Source organism: Streptomyces sp. NPDC101776 (assembly GCF_044766845.1).
Classification (GTDB): domain Bacteria; phylum Actinomycetota; class Actinomycetes; order Streptomycetales; family Streptomycetaceae; genus Streptomyces.
The window spans coordinates 75489-88354 of record NZ_JBIWMV010000002.1 but is presented as its reverse complement, the minus strand read 5'-3'; the positions used below and the strand labels follow the sequence as shown (position 1 = coordinate 88354).

Here is a 12866-nt window from a genome sequence, read left to right as displayed (position 1 = left end):
TCCCTTCTCACGGCCAGGGGTTGAGCCCTTCCGCCCGTCGCTGCGCGTACCCAGGTGTCGGGTCCAGATAGACCCGGTTCACCGAGGGGAACGCCTCCCGCAGTCGCTGCTCGGCCTGTTCGCAGGCCCACTCGATCTGCGCGGCCGTGGACACGTCCCGGAAGTCGACCTTCGCCGCCACCAGCGCCTCGCGCGGGCCCTGCACGAGGGTCGTCAACTCCAGTACGGCCTCGATGTGTTCGACGGCGAGGAGTTCCTCCCGGATGCGGTCCCGCATGGCCTTGGGCAGCGGGCGTCCGATGAGGAGTTCCGCGTTGGAGCGGCCGAGCACCCAGGCGACGTAGAGGAGCAGGGCGCCGATGCAGAGGGACGCGATGCCGTCCCAGACGCCGGAGCCGGTGAGCTGTCCGCCGAGCAGGCCGCCCGCCGCGAGGACCAGGCCGACGAGGGCGGCGGAGTCCTCAAGGACTACGGCCTTGACCGCGGTGTCGGGGGTGTAGCGGAGGTAGCGCTTGAAGGAGGCGTCGAAGCGGGCCGCCTCTCCGCGCGCCTGGCGTACGCCCGTCCGCAGGGAGTAGCCCTCCAGGAGGAAGGCGACGCCGAGCACGATGTAGGAGATGAGCGGGTCGCCGAGGTCCTCGCCGGCGACGAGGGTGTGGACGCCGTCGTAGATCGAGAAGACCGCGCCGCCGACGAAGGTGGCGACGGCGGCGAGCATCGCCCAGATGTAGCGCTCGGGGCCGTAGCCGAGGGGGTGTTCCTCGTCGGCGGGTTTCGCGCTGCGTTTGAGGGCGGTGAGGAGGAGGAGTTCGGTGACCGTGTCGGCGACCGAGTGCGCGGCCTCCGACAGCATCGCGCTGGAGCCGCTGATGACGCCGGCGACCGCTTTGGCGAGCGCGATCCCCAGGTTGGCGACGGCCGCGACGATCACCGTGGCGGTGGACTCGCCGCCGCTCTCGCTCTCCTCGATCGCCGCTGTCTCCTCGGTTTCTGTCATGGCCTCAGTCTTCCCGAGGAACCCGGACCACGCCCTCCTGAATGACGGAGACGGCCAGTTGACCGTCCTGGGTGTAGATCCGGGCCTGCCCGAGTCCGCGCCCGCCGTACGCCGACGGCGACTCCTGGTCGTAGAGCAGCCATTCGTCGGCGCGGAACGGGCGGTGGAACCACATCGCGTGGTCGAGCGACGCCCCGACGACATCTCCTACGGCCCAGCCGCCGCGGCCGTGCGCGAGGAGGATCGAGTCGAGGAGCGTCATGTCGGAGACGTACGTCGCGAGGACCACGTGGAGGAGGGGGTCGTCCGCGAGCTTGCCGTTGGTGCGGAACCACACCTGGGAGTGCGGTTCGCGCGGCTCGCCGAACCTGCCGTACGGCGGGTCGTCGACGTACCGGAGGTCGATCGCCTGACGGGCCTCCAGGAATCGTTCAACGATCCCCTTGTCGAGGTGGTCGTAGCCGAGCAGTCGCTCGCGGCCCGTGGGGACCGTCTCCGGGTCGGGCGCGGGCGGCATCGGGGTCTGGTGGTCGAGGCCTTCCTCGTACGTCTGGAAGGACGCCGACAGCGCGAAGATCGGCCGGCCGTGCTGGACGGCGACCGCGCGGCGGGTGGTGAAGGAGCGGCCGTCGCGCATCCGCTCGACGTTGTAGACGATGGGCGCGCCCGGGTCGCCCATGCGCAGGAAGTACGCGTGCAGGGAGTGGGCGTGGCGGTCGGCGGGGACCGTGCGCCCGGCGGCGACCAGTGCCTGCGCCGCGACCTGGCCCCCGAAGACGCGGGGGACGACGGCGGAGCGGGACTGACCGCGGAAGATGTTCTCCTCGATCTGCTCCAGGTCGAGCAGATCGAGGAGCTCCTGTAGTGCCTGGTTCATGGCGTCCAGTTTTACCGGGCGGGAATTGCCGGGACCTTACAGGCCCATGTCCTTCGCGATGATCGTCTTCATGATCTCGCTGGTGCCGCCGTAGATGCGGTTGACGCGGTTGTCCGCGTACAGGCGGGCGATCGGGTACTCGTTCATGAAGCCGTAGCCGCCGTGCAGCTGGAGGCAGCGGTCGATCACGCGGTGGGCGACCTCGGTGGTGAACAGCTTGGCGCTGGCCGCCTCGGCGGGGGTCAGCTCACCGGCGTCCAGGGCCTCGGTCGCGCGGTCGACGACGGCCTCGGCGGCGTCCACCTCGGCCTGGCAGGCGGCCAGTTCGAACTTGGTGTTCTGGAACGCGGCGACGGGCTGGCCGAAGACGACCCGGTCCTGCACGTACTGCTTGGCGAACCGGACGGCGGCCTTGGCCTGCGCGTACGCGCCGAAGGCGATGCCCCAGCGCTCGGAGGCGAGGTTGTGGCCGAGGTAGGAGAAGCCCTTGTTCTCCTCGCCGAGGAGGTCCTCGATGGGCACCTTGACGTCGACGAACGCCAGCTCGGCGGTGTCGGAGGTCTTCAGGCCGAGCTTGTCGAGCTTGCGGCCGACCGAGTAGCCCTCGGCCTTGGTGTCCACCACGAAGAGGGAGATGCCGTGGCGACGGTCCTCCTTGGAGGGCGCGTCGGTGCGGGCGCAGACGATCATGCGGTCGGCGTGCACGCCGCCGGTGATGAAGGTCTTGGCGCCGTTGAGGACGTAGTGCGTGCCGTCCTCGGAGAGCTTGGCGGTGGTCTTCATGCCCGCGAGGTCGGAGCCGGTGCCCGGCTCGGTCATCGCGATGGCCCACATCTCCTCGCCGGAGACGAACTTCGGCAGGTACTTCTTCTTCTGCTCGTCGTTGGCGAGCAGCTTGATGTAGGGCAGGCCGAGCAGGACGTGCACACCGGAGCCGCCGAAGGAGACACCCGCGCGCGCGGTCTCCTCGTAGAGGACGGCCTCGAACTTGTACGAGTCGATGCCCGCGCCGCCGTACTCCTCGTCCACGCGGATGCCGAAGACGCCCAGCTCGGCGAGCTTGTAGTAGAACTCGCGCGGCGCCTGGCCGGCGGCGAACCACTCGTCGTAGACGGGCACGACCTCGGCCTCGATGAAGGCCCGGAGGGTCTCCCGGAACGCCTCGTGGTCCTCGTCAAACACCGTACGGCGCACCGCCGCCACCTCCAGCTAGCCCAGGGTCCATGTCTAAGCGCTTGCTCAGAACATCACGGTACCGGCGAGTAGGGAGGCCGTCCAGCGGAACAGCCACGTAACGCTCGTCACGCCACCCCGGACCCCGGGGATCCCTCACCCACCCGACGCCGCCGCCCCCAACGCCCCCCGCGCCATCCGATGCAGCAACTCCGCCGTTGCCCCCCGCCCGGGCAACGACCCCGGCCGCCCCAGATGCGGAGTCGAGTTCAGCAGGCCGAAGACCGAGTGGACCGCCGACCGCGCGCTGGGTTCGGGCAGTTCGGGATACACCTCCCGGACGACCTCCACCCACAACTCCACGTACTGCCGCTGGAGTTGACGCACCAGCTTGCGGTCGGAGTCACGGAGCCGGTCCAGCTCCCGGTCGTGGAGGGTGATCAGGGGGCGGTCGTCGAGGGCGAAGTCGATGTGGCCCTCGATGAGCGAGTCGAGCAGGGCGCCCGGGGAGGTCACCCCCTCCGCCTCCGCCAGGCGTCGCTTCGCGCCCGTCAGCAGCTGTCCGCTGATGCCGACCAGCAGCTCGGCGAGCATCGCGTCCTTCCCCGGGAAGTGCCGGTACAGGCCGGGGCCGCTGATGCCGACCGCGGCGCCTATCTCGTCGACCCCGACGCCGTGGAAGCCGCGCTCGGCGAAGAGCCGCGCGGCCTCCTTGAGGATCTGTTCGCGGCGGGTGGGGGCGTCGGTTCTCGTGGTCATGGAAGCAATTCTAGACAGGAAGGTTAGCGGTCGTTAACCTGAAGGAAATGGTTAACGCTCATTAACAGCCGAGAGCGGCCGATCGCTGTGCGAGGGGACCCACGGAATGCAAGAGGCACCGGAGCTGACGAGCGCGGAGGATCCCGCGTCGGAGGCGTGGCGGGCCAACGAGGCGGCGCACCGCGCGCTGGGCGAGGAGCTGCGGCAGAAGCTGGCCGCCGCCCGGCTCGGCGGGGGTGAGCGGGCCCGGGACCGGCACACCGCGCGCGGCAAGCTGCTCCCCCGCGACCGCGTGGACACGCTGCTCGACCCCGGCTCGCCCTTCCTGGAGCTGGCTCCGCTGGCCGCCGACGGGATGTACGACGGGGCCGCCCCGGCCGCCGGCGTCATCGCCGGGATCGGGCGGGTCAGCGGGCGCGAGTGCGTGATCGTCGCCAACGACGCCACGGTCAAGGGCGGGACCTACTACCCGATGACCGTCAAGAAGCATCTGCGCGCCCAGGAGATCGCCCTGGAGAACCGGCTCCCCTGCATCTACCTCGTCGACTCCGGGGGCGCCTTCCTGCCCATGCAGGACGAGGTGTTCCCGGACCGCGAGCACTTCGGGCGGATCTTCTACAACCAGGCCCGGATGTCGGGGGCGGGGATCCCGCAGATCGCCGCCGTGCTGGGGTCCTGTACCGCCGGTGGGGCCTACGTGCCCGCCATGAGCGACGAGGCCGTCATCGTCCGCAACCAGGGGACGATCTTCCTGGGCGGGCCTCCCCTGGTGAAGGCCGCCACCGGCGAGGTCGTCACCGCCGAGGAGCTGGGCGGCGGCGACGTCCACGCGCGCGTATCGGGTGTCACCGACCACCTCGCGGAGGACGACGCGCACGCCCTGCGGATCGTCCGGAACATCGCCGCCACGCTCCCCGCGCGCGGGCCCCTCCCCTGGGAGGTCACCGAGGCGGTCGAGCCGAAGGTCGACCCGTACGGGATCTACGGCGCGGTCCCGGTCGACTCCCGTACCCCCTACGACGTACGGGAGATCATCGCGCGCGTGGTCGACGGTTCGCGCTTCGCCGAGTTCAAGGCCGAGTTCGGGCAGACCCTGGTCACCGGCTTCGCGCGGATCCACGGTCACCCGGTCGGCATCGTCGCCAACAACGGCATCCTGTTCTCCGAATCCGCCCAGAAGGGCGCCCACTTCATCGAGCTGTGCGACCAGCGCGGCATCCCCCTGGTGTTCCTCCAGAACATCTCGGGGTTCATGGTCGGCAAGGACTACGAGGCGGGCGGCATCGCCAAGCACGGCGCCAAGATGGTCACCGCCGTCGCCTGCGCGCGCGTGCCCAAGCTGACGGTCGTGGTCGGCGGCTCGTACGGCGCGGGCAACTACTCGATGTGCGGCCGGGCGTACTCGCCCCGCTTCCTGTGGATGTGGCCCGGCGCCAAGATCTCCGTCATGGGCGGCGAGCAGGCCGCGTCGGTCCTCGCGACCGTGAAGCGGGACCAGTTGGAGGGGCGCGGGGAGTCCTGGCCCACGGAGGACGAAGAGACCTTCAAGGACCCGATCCGGCGGCAGTACGACCGTCAGGGCAGCGCCTACTACGCCACCGCCCGCCTCTGGGACGACGGGGTCATCGACCCCCTGGAGACCCGTCAGGTCCTCGGCCTCGCCCTGACCGCCTGTGCCAACGCGCCGCTGGGTGACACCCAGTTCGGCGTCTTCCGGATGTGATGAGGGTGACCAAGATGCCCAAGACGGTCGAGACGCCCGAGGCAGTCGGGACGCCCGGGACGGTCGGCATGTTCGAGACGGTCCTGGTGGCCAACCGGGGCGAGATCGCGGTCCGCGTGATCCGCACCCTGCGCTCGCTCGGTGTGCGCTCGGTGGCCGTCTTCTCCGACGCCGACGCGGACGCCCGGCACGTCCGGGAGGCCGACACGGCGGTACGGCTCGGTCCGGCTCCGGCGGCCGAGAGCTATCTGTCCGTGGAGCGGCTCCTGGAGGCGGCGGCCCGCTCCGGCGCGCAGGCCGTGCACCCGGGCTACGGCTTCCTCGCCGAGAACGCGGCCTTCGCGCGCGCGTGCGCCGACGCCGGGCTGGTCTTCATCGGCCCTCCGGCGGACGCGATCGCCCTCATGGGCGACAAGATCCGCGCCAAGGAGACCGTGGAAGCGGCCGGCGTCCCGGTCGTCCCCGGCGGACGCGACCCCGAACTCGCCAAGGCGGCGCACGGGTTGGGCGCCCCCGTCCTCCTCAAGCCGTCGGCCGGCGGCGGCGGCAAGGGCATGCGCCTGGTCCGCGACCTCACCCTCCTGGAGGAGGAGATCGCCGCCGCCCGCCGCGAGGCCCGCGCCTCCTTCGGCGACGACACCCTCCTGGTCGAGCGCTGGGTCGACCGCCCCCGGCACATCGAGATCCAGATCCTGGCCGACGGCCACGGCAACGTCGTCCACCTCGGCGAGCGCGAGTGCTCCTTGCAGCGCCGCCACCAGAAGGTCGTGGAAGAGGCCCCGAGCGTGCTTCTCGACGACGCCACGCGCGCGGCGATGGGCGAGGCGGCGGTCCAGGCGGCCCGCTCGTGCGGGTACGCGGGCGCGGGCACGGTCGAGTTCATCGTGCCGGGCAGCGACCCGTCGTCGTACTACTTCATGGAGATGAACACCCGCCTCCAAGTGGAGCACCCGGTAACGGAGTTGGTGACCGGACTCGACCTGGTGGAGTGGCAGCTCAGGGTGGCGGCGGGCGAGCGGCTGCCCTTCGCGCAGGAGGACATCACCCTCACCGGGCACGCGGTGGAGGCACGCATCTGCGCCGAAACCGTGTCCACAAAAGAGGGCTCCCGCGGCTTCCTCCCCTCCGGCGGCACGGTGGTCCTGCTCCGCGAACCGCACGGCGACGGCATCCGCACCGACTCCGGCCTCTCCGAAGGCACCGAGGTCGGCAGCCTCTACGACCCGATGCTCTCCAAGGTCATCGCCTACGGCCCCGACCGCGCGACCGCGCTCAGAAAGCTCCGGGCCGCCCTCGCGGACACGGTCACCCTGGGCGTGCCGACGAACGCCGGGTTCCTGCGGCGGCTCCTTGCCCATCCGGCGGTCGTGGCGGGCGAGTTGGACACCGGGCTCGTCGAGCGCGAGGCGGACGGGCTCGTGCCCGGTGAGGTACCGGTGGAGGTCTACGCGGCGGCGGCGCTGCTGCGGCACGCGGCGCTCGCGCCCGGGCGGGGCTCCGGCTGGGCCGACCCGTTCGCCGCCACGGACGGCTGGCGTCTGGGCGGGGAGCGGGCCTGGACGGCACACCCCCTACGGGTGCCGGGCCACGACCCGGTGACCGTGCGCGTACGCCGCACTCCCGAGGGCGGGACCGAACTCCTGCCGGACGGCGCCGAGAAGCCGCTCGTCGGGGCCGGAACGGCCGGGCCCGACGGCCGGTTCACCCTGCGGCTCGACGGCCTCGTCCACACCTTCACCGCCCTGCCGGACGGCACCTGGCTGGGCCGGGACGGGGACGCCTGGCAGGTGCGGGACCACGATCCGGTGGCCGCCTCGCTCAGCGGGGCCGACCGGTCCGGTGCCGGTTCGCTGACCGCGCCGATGCCGGGGACGGTGACCGTGGTGAAGGTCGCCGTGGGGGATCAAGTGACCGCCGGACAGAGCCTGTTGGTGGTCGAGGCGATGAAGATGGAGCACGTCGTCTCCGCGCCGCACGCCGGCACCGTCGCCGAACTCGACGTGACGCCCGGCGCGACGGTCGCCATGGACCAGGTGCTGGCGGTCGTCACACCCGTGGTCGTCGCGTCTGCGGAGGAGGACCAGTGACACTCCCGATGGTCGTACCGGCCCCCGATCTGCCCGCCCGGGTGCGCATTCACGAGGTGGGGGCGCGGGACGGGCTGCAGAACGAGAAGTCGACCGTGCCGACGGAGGTGAAGGCCGAGTTCGTGCGCCGGCTGGCCGACGCGGGCCTGACCACGATCGAGGCGACCAGCTTCGTCCACCCCAAGTGGGTGCCCCAACTGGCCGACGCGGAGCAGTTGTTCCCACTCGTGCGCGATCTGCCGGGAGTCGAACTCCCCGTGCTCGTGCCGAACGAACGCGGCCTCGACCGGGCGCTCGCGCTCGGCGCCCGCCGTATCGCGGTGTTCGCGAGCGCCACCGAGGCCTTCGCGAAGGCCAATCTGAACCGTACGGTCGACGACGCGCTGGCTATGTTCGAACCGGTGGTGACCAGGGCGAAGGCGGGTGACGCGCATGTGCGCGGCTATCTGTCGATGTGCTTCGGCGACCCCTGGGAGGGCGCCGTCCCGATCCACCAGGTCGTCCGCGTCTGCAAGTCGCTGCTCGACATGGGCTGCGACGAGCTGAGCCTCGGCGACACGATCGGCGTCGCGACCCCGGGCCATGTCCTGGAGCTGCTGGCCTCGCTCAATGAACAGGGCGTCCCCACCAACGTGTTGGGCGTGCACTTCCACGACACCTACGGCCAGGCCCTCGCCAACACCCTGGCCGCCCTCCAGCACGGCGTCACCACCGTGGACGCCTCCGCGGGCGGCCTCGGCGGCTGCCCGTACGCCAAGTCCGCGACCGGCAACCTCGCCACCGAAGACCTCGTGTGGATGCTCCAGGGTCTCGGCATCGACTCCGGAGTCGACCTCGGCCGGCTCACCGCCACCAGCGTGTGGATGGCCGAACAACTGGGCCGGCCCAGCCCGTCCCGCACTGTCCGCGCACTCGGTAAGACAGCACAGCCCCACAAGGAGCAGTGACCGCCATGGACCACCGTCTCTCCCCCGAACTGGAAGAACTCCGCCGTACGGTCGAGGAGTTCGCGCACGACGTCGTCGCGCCGAAGATCGGCGACTTCTACGAGCGGCACGAGTTCCCGTACGAGATCGTCCGCGAGATGGGCCGCATGGGCCTGTTCGGGCTGCCGTTCCCCGAGGAGTACGGCGGGATGGGCGGCGACTATCTGGCGCTGGGCCTCGTCCTGGAGGAACTGGCCCGTGTGGACTCGTCGGTCGCGATCACCCTGGAGGCCGGTGTCTCGCTGGGCGCGATGCCGATCCACCTCTTCGGTACCGAGGAGCAGAAGGCGGAGTGGCTGCCCCGGCTGTGCTCCGGCGAGATCCTCGGCGCCTTCGGGCTGACCGAGCCGGACGGCGGCTCCGACGCGGGCGCGACCCGGACGACGGCGCGGCTGGACCCGGACACCGACGAATGGGTGATCAACGGTTCCAAGTGCTTCATCACCAACTCCGGTACGGACATCACGGGTCTGGTGACGGTCACCGCGGTCACCGGGCGCAAGCCCGACGGCAAGCCGCTGATCTCCTCGATCATCGTGCCGTCCGGGACACCCGGCTTCACGGTCGCGGCGCCGTACTCGAAGGTCGGCTGGAACGCCTCGGACACCCGTGAGCTGTCCTTCGCGGACGTGCGCGTCCCGGCGGCGAACCTGCTGGGCCAACAGGGGCGCGGCTACGCCCAGTTCCTGCGCATCCTCGACGAGGGCCGGATCGCGATCGCCGCGCTGGCCACCGGTCTGGCGCAGGGCTGCGTCGACGAGTCGGTGAAGTACGCCAAGGAACGGCACGCGTTCGGGCGGCCGATCGGCGCCAACCAGGCCATCCAGTTCAAGATCGCCGACATGGAGATGAAGGCCCACACCGCCCGTCTCGCCTGGCGCGACGCGGCCTCCCGGCTGCTGGCCGGCGAACCCTTCAAGAAGGAGGCGGCCCTCGCCAAGCTGTACTCCTCGACGATCGCCGTCGACAACGCCCGCGACGCCACCCAGGTGCACGGCGGCTACGGCTTCATGAACGAGTACCCGGTGGCCCGCATGTGGCGCGACTCCAAGATCCTGGAAATCGGCGAGGGCACCAGCGAGGTCCAACGGATGCTGATCGCGCGCGAGTTGGGCCTCGCGGGCTGAGCGCCCTCAGACCGGCTCGGGCGCCGGTCTGCCCAGCCCCACCGACAACTCCGCCGAGATCAGGGCCACATACCGATAGGCCCGCTCGGCGGCGCCCAACACCCTTTCCTGTACGGCGGGTTCGCCGAGCGCGCGGTCGAGGCGCTCGGTGAGGGCCGCCCAGCGGGCGCGGTCGCCGCTGCCGTAGTACGACGTGCCGCGCCCGTCCGTGAGCCGGTACGCCTCGGTGACGTACCGGCGCAGGAAGAGGGCGCCGAGGGTGGAGCCCTCCAACACATAGAGGAAGCCGAGGAGTTCGGCGGGTTCGGTGACGGCCGTGAGCCGTATCTCGACCACGAAATCCTCGGCGGCCGGGCCGGGGCGGGGGGCCGGACCCAGGGCGGCGAAGTGGCGCAGGTCGCGTTCGACGAGCGGGAGTTTGGCCAGGTCCGGCGACCACACCGAGTCGACGGACGGGCAGAGGGAACGGGCGAGTTCGGTCTCCAGGGCGGCCAGCACCACGCGGTAGGCGGCGAGTTGGCCGACATAGCGGTCGAGCGGAAGGGCGCCGGCGAGCATCGCGGTGGCGAATCCGGTGCGTTCCACGGCCTCGTGCCAGGCGCGGGTGCCGTTCCGTAACCGCTGGGTCGCCGTACCCGTGTTCGTGTCCGTCATACGCCGCTCCGCTGCCGGACCGTCGCGAGCAGACGGTCGATGAGGTGGCCCTTGCGTTCGATCGTCACGTCGAAGTAGGCGGCGCCGCGCTCGGAGCGGCACACCGCGTGCACGGCGTCCTTCGCGGCGCGCTTCAGCGCCACGGCCTCCTCGGCGAGCGCGAGGAGCGTGCGCTCCAGTTTCGGGTGACCGAGAACGTACTGTTTGAATTCCGCTTCGGGCGGTGCGTCGTCGAGGAGCTCCAGCAGAACCCGGTTGCCGAGGCCGTCGAGGTCCTCGTGGGTGTTGGCGCCGCCGAGTTCCGGAACGAAGTCGGTCAGGTCGTTGAACAGCTGGCTGGCGAGGCCGAGTTGGCGCATCGCGCCGTCCAGGGCCAGCCGGTCGTCCTCGACCACCCGCAGCCCCGCGACCGCCGCGTCCAGCGGCATCCGGAACAGGGTGCCGGTCTTGAGGGCGGCCGTCGCCTCCCAGAAGTCGACCCGGGTGGCGCGCGGCGCGGCGAGCAGCTCCGCGCGCGTGAGCGCCGTACGCGAGGACAGGTCGACGGCCTGCCCGGTGAAGCCGCTGCCGACCGAGCGCACCAGACTGTCCACGACGGCGGGGTCGGCCGCGTGCCGCAGCGCGGACATGATCAGCCAGGCACCGGTGTTGAGGGCGAGCGGGGTGCCGTGGGTGGTGTGGAGTGCGGGTTCGCCGTAGCGGACGTCGCTGCCGTCCTGGATGTCGTCGAGGGCGACCGCGGCCTTCAGCAGAATCCTTACGGCAACTGCCGTGCGGCGGATGACGGCCAGTTCGGCGGCCGTGTCGTCCCCCGCGGTCGACTCACCGGGAAAACCACGGTAGTTGCGGTAGGCCCAGTACACCATCGAGGGGCGCAGCGGAGCCCGACCGCCCGGTGCCGCGGCGGTGGGGGGCAGTGCCTGCTGGCCGGTCTTGGAGCCGACGGCGTCGGCGACGGGTTCGTACAGGGAACGCCTCAGCGCCGTGTCGTAGACGGAGGCCGCCGCCCGCGCCGGGGCGGTCAGCGAGCCGAGGAACCCGGCGAGATCGTCCTCCAGCAGTGCCGCGTCACCGCGCACCACCGCTTCCACATCCGTCATGCCCGTCGTGTCCACCGTGGTAGCCACTCCACCTCCGAATGCCGCCGAACATCAGTGCGCAGGGCTCGCTACGAACGAGCGTGATCACAACGCTCGGGCGGGACAAGGTGGTTGAAAGCCAAAGTGCGTAGGGCGTGGGCGGCGGGCCCGGGCGGCGGTCACCCCGCCCGCTGGACAACTAGTGAGGTTAGGCTAACCTACCTTCGAATTGTCCGGCGGGCGCTCCGCCCTGTTCGAAAGCAGCGATACATGTCCAACGCCCGTGCCACTCACCTCTCCCGCCGCGGCATCCTCGCCGCGGGCGGCGCCCTCGGCCTCGGTGCCGTGCTCGCGGCCTGCGGCGACGACGACGCGAAAAGCGGTGGCTCGGACAAGGAGACGACGGCCGCCACGTCCGGCCCCTGGACCTTCAAGGACGACCGCGGCCAGACCGCCAAGACCGCCAAGACCCCGGCGGCCATCGTCTCCTTCATCGGTGTCGCCGCCGCGCTGCACGACTACGGCATCGAGTCCAAGGGCGTCTTCGGCCCGACCGAGCTGAAGGACGGCAAGGCCGACGTGCAGGCCGGCGACCTGGACATCAGCAAGGTCACCAACCTCGGCAACACCTGGGGCCAGTTCAACATCGAGAAGTACGCGGCCCTCGCCCCCGACGTCCTCATCACCACGATGTTCGACGCGGCCGGCACGCTCTGGTACGTCCCGGAGGAGTCGAAGAAGAAGATCCTCGCCGTGGGCGCGCCGTCCGTCGGCATCTCGGTGTACGACGTCCAGTTGCCGACGCCGCTGGCGCGGATGCTGGAGCTCGCCAAGTCCCTTGGCGCGGACACCACTTCCTCTACGATCACCGCGGCCAAGAAGCGCTTCGAGGACGCGGCGGCCCGGCTGCGCGCCGCGGCGAAGGCCAAGCCGGACATCAAGGTCCTCGCGGGTTCCGCGGCTCAGGACATCTTCTACGTCTCCGGGTCGAACCTCTCCGTCGACCTCGAGTACTACAAGGCCCTCGGCGTGAACTTCGTCGAGCCGTCCGCCGCCGCGCTGAAGGCGAGCGGTGGCTGGTACGAGAACCTCAGCTGGGAGAACGCCGACAAGTACGGGGCGGACATCATCATGATGGACAACCGGACGTCGGCGATTCAGCCCGCCGACATCACCGAGGGCACGTGGAAGAAGCTGCCCGCGGTGAAGGCGAACCAGGTGATCGCCCGTAATCCCGAGCCGATTCTGTCGTATGCGAAGTGTGCGCCGCTGCTTGAGGATCTGGCGAAGGCGATCGAGAACGCGAAGAAGGTCAGTTGAGTCAGGGGTGGTTTCGCTTTGTGGGGAAGTGCGGGCCGGATGTGGCTGGTCGCGCAGTTCCCCGCGCCCCTAGGTAAGTATCCC

The 12866-nt window shown here is 70.6% G+C and carries 11 protein-coding genes; 5 read left to right on the top strand and 6 right to left on the bottom strand.

From position 1 onward, the window contains the following. Window positions 1-7 precede the first annotated feature (7 nt). From ACIRRY_RS06165 to ACIRRY_RS06150, 4 genes are all read right to left on the bottom strand, one after another. Window positions 8-997, bottom strand: a complete 990-nt coding sequence (locus ACIRRY_RS06165) for a cation diffusion facilitator family transporter (protein WP_403968516.1) — start codon at window positions 995-997, stop codon at window positions 8-10. A 4-nt stretch (window positions 998-1001) separates the two neighbouring features. Next, window positions 1002-1874 carry an acyl-CoA thioesterase gene (locus ACIRRY_RS06160; RefSeq protein ID WP_403968514.1) on the bottom strand — a complete coding sequence of 291 codons (873 nt, stop codon included), beginning with the start codon at window positions 1872-1874 and terminating at the stop codon, window positions 1002-1004. A gap of 36 nt (window positions 1875-1910) precedes the next feature. Next, entirely contained in the window at window positions 1911-3068 is a 1158-nt protein-coding gene (locus ACIRRY_RS06155) for an acyl-CoA dehydrogenase family protein (RefSeq protein ID WP_403968512.1), read from the bottom strand. Window positions 3069-3203: 135 nt separating this feature from the next. After that, window positions 3204-3806, bottom strand: a complete 603-nt coding sequence (locus ACIRRY_RS06150) for a TetR/AcrR family transcriptional regulator (RefSeq protein ID WP_403968511.1) — start codon at window positions 3804-3806, stop codon at window positions 3204-3206. Between the two features lie 106 nt (window positions 3807-3912). Between ACIRRY_RS06150 and ACIRRY_RS06145 the strand changes: the two genes are divergently transcribed. The 4 genes from ACIRRY_RS06145 (at window position 3913) to ACIRRY_RS06130 (ending at window position 9729) form a co-directional block, all read left to right on the top strand. Next, window positions 3913-5529 (top strand): carboxyl transferase domain-containing protein, encoded by a 1617-nt coding sequence (locus tag ACIRRY_RS06145; RefSeq protein ID WP_403968509.1) that lies wholly within the window; start codon window positions 3913-3915, stop codon window positions 5527-5529. A 68-nt stretch (window positions 5530-5597) separates the two neighbouring features. Next, on the top strand, window positions 5598-7616 hold the full coding sequence (locus tag ACIRRY_RS06140; protein ID WP_403970798.1) for a biotin carboxylase N-terminal domain-containing protein: 2019 nt from the start codon (window positions 5598-5600) through the stop codon (window positions 7614-7616). 8 nt (window positions 7617-7624) lie between these two features. Beyond that, window positions 7625-8563 (top strand): hydroxymethylglutaryl-CoA lyase, encoded by a 939-nt coding sequence (locus ACIRRY_RS06135; RefSeq protein WP_403970794.1) that lies wholly within the window; start codon window positions 7625-7627, stop codon window positions 8561-8563. Between the two features lie 5 nt (window positions 8564-8568). After that, window positions 8569-9729 (top strand): acyl-CoA dehydrogenase family protein, encoded by a 1161-nt coding sequence (locus ACIRRY_RS06130; protein ID WP_403968507.1) that lies wholly within the window; start codon window positions 8569-8571, stop codon window positions 9727-9729. 6 nt (window positions 9730-9735) lie between these two features. Here ACIRRY_RS06130 and ACIRRY_RS06125 read toward each other — a convergent pair whose 3' ends face one another. Next, the gene (locus ACIRRY_RS06125; RefSeq protein ID WP_403968505.1) at window positions 9736-10383 is read right to left on the bottom strand and encodes a biliverdin-producing heme oxygenase; all 648 of its coding nucleotides are present in this window, start codon (window positions 10381-10383) and stop codon (window positions 9736-9738) included. Then, on the bottom strand, window positions 10380-11510 hold the full coding sequence (locus ACIRRY_RS06120; RefSeq protein WP_403968503.1) for a polyprenyl synthetase family protein: 1131 nt from the start codon (window positions 11508-11510) through the stop codon (window positions 10380-10382). Before ACIRRY_RS06120 ends, ACIRRY_RS06125 begins: the two co-directional genes overlap by 4 nt. Before the next feature lie 222 nt (window positions 11511-11732). Between ACIRRY_RS06120 and ACIRRY_RS06115 the strand changes: the two genes are divergently transcribed. Beyond that, a complete protein-coding gene (locus ACIRRY_RS06115; RefSeq protein WP_403968501.1) occupies window positions 11733-12782 on the top strand; it encodes an ABC transporter substrate-binding protein in 1050 nt (349 codons plus the stop codon). Window positions 12783-12866: the final 84 nt, after the last annotated feature.

Coding starts and splice junctions, on each gene's coding strand:
- ACIRRY_RS06160 (WP_403968514.1), bottom strand. CDS start 1,874: ATGAACCAGGCACTACAGGAGCTCCTCGATCTGCTCGACCTGGAGCAG.
- ACIRRY_RS06150 (WP_403968511.1), bottom strand. CDS start 3,806: ATGACCACGAGAACCGACGCCCCCACCCGCCGCGAACAGATCCTCAAG.
- ACIRRY_RS06135 (WP_403970794.1), top strand. CDS start 7,625: ATGGTCGTACCGGCCCCCGATCTGCCCGCCCGGGTGCGCATTCACGAG.
- ACIRRY_RS06125 (WP_403968505.1), bottom strand. CDS start 10,383: ATGACGGACACGAACACGGGTACGGCGACCCAGCGGTTACGGAACGGC.
- ACIRRY_RS06115 (WP_403968501.1), top strand. CDS start 11,733: ATGTCCAACGCCCGTGCCACTCACCTCTCCCGCCGCGGCATCCTCGCC.
- ACIRRY_RS06165 (WP_403968516.1), bottom strand. CDS start 997: ATGACAGAAACCGAGGAGACAGCGGCGATCGAGGAGAGCGAGAGCGGC.
- ACIRRY_RS06140 (WP_403970798.1), top strand. CDS start 5,598: ATGTTCGAGACGGTCCTGGTGGCCAACCGGGGCGAGATCGCGGTCCGC.
- ACIRRY_RS06130 (WP_403968507.1), top strand. CDS start 8,569: ATGGACCACCGTCTCTCCCCCGAACTGGAAGAACTCCGCCGTACGGTC.
- ACIRRY_RS06145 (WP_403968509.1), top strand. CDS start 3,913: ATGCAAGAGGCACCGGAGCTGACGAGCGCGGAGGATCCCGCGTCGGAG.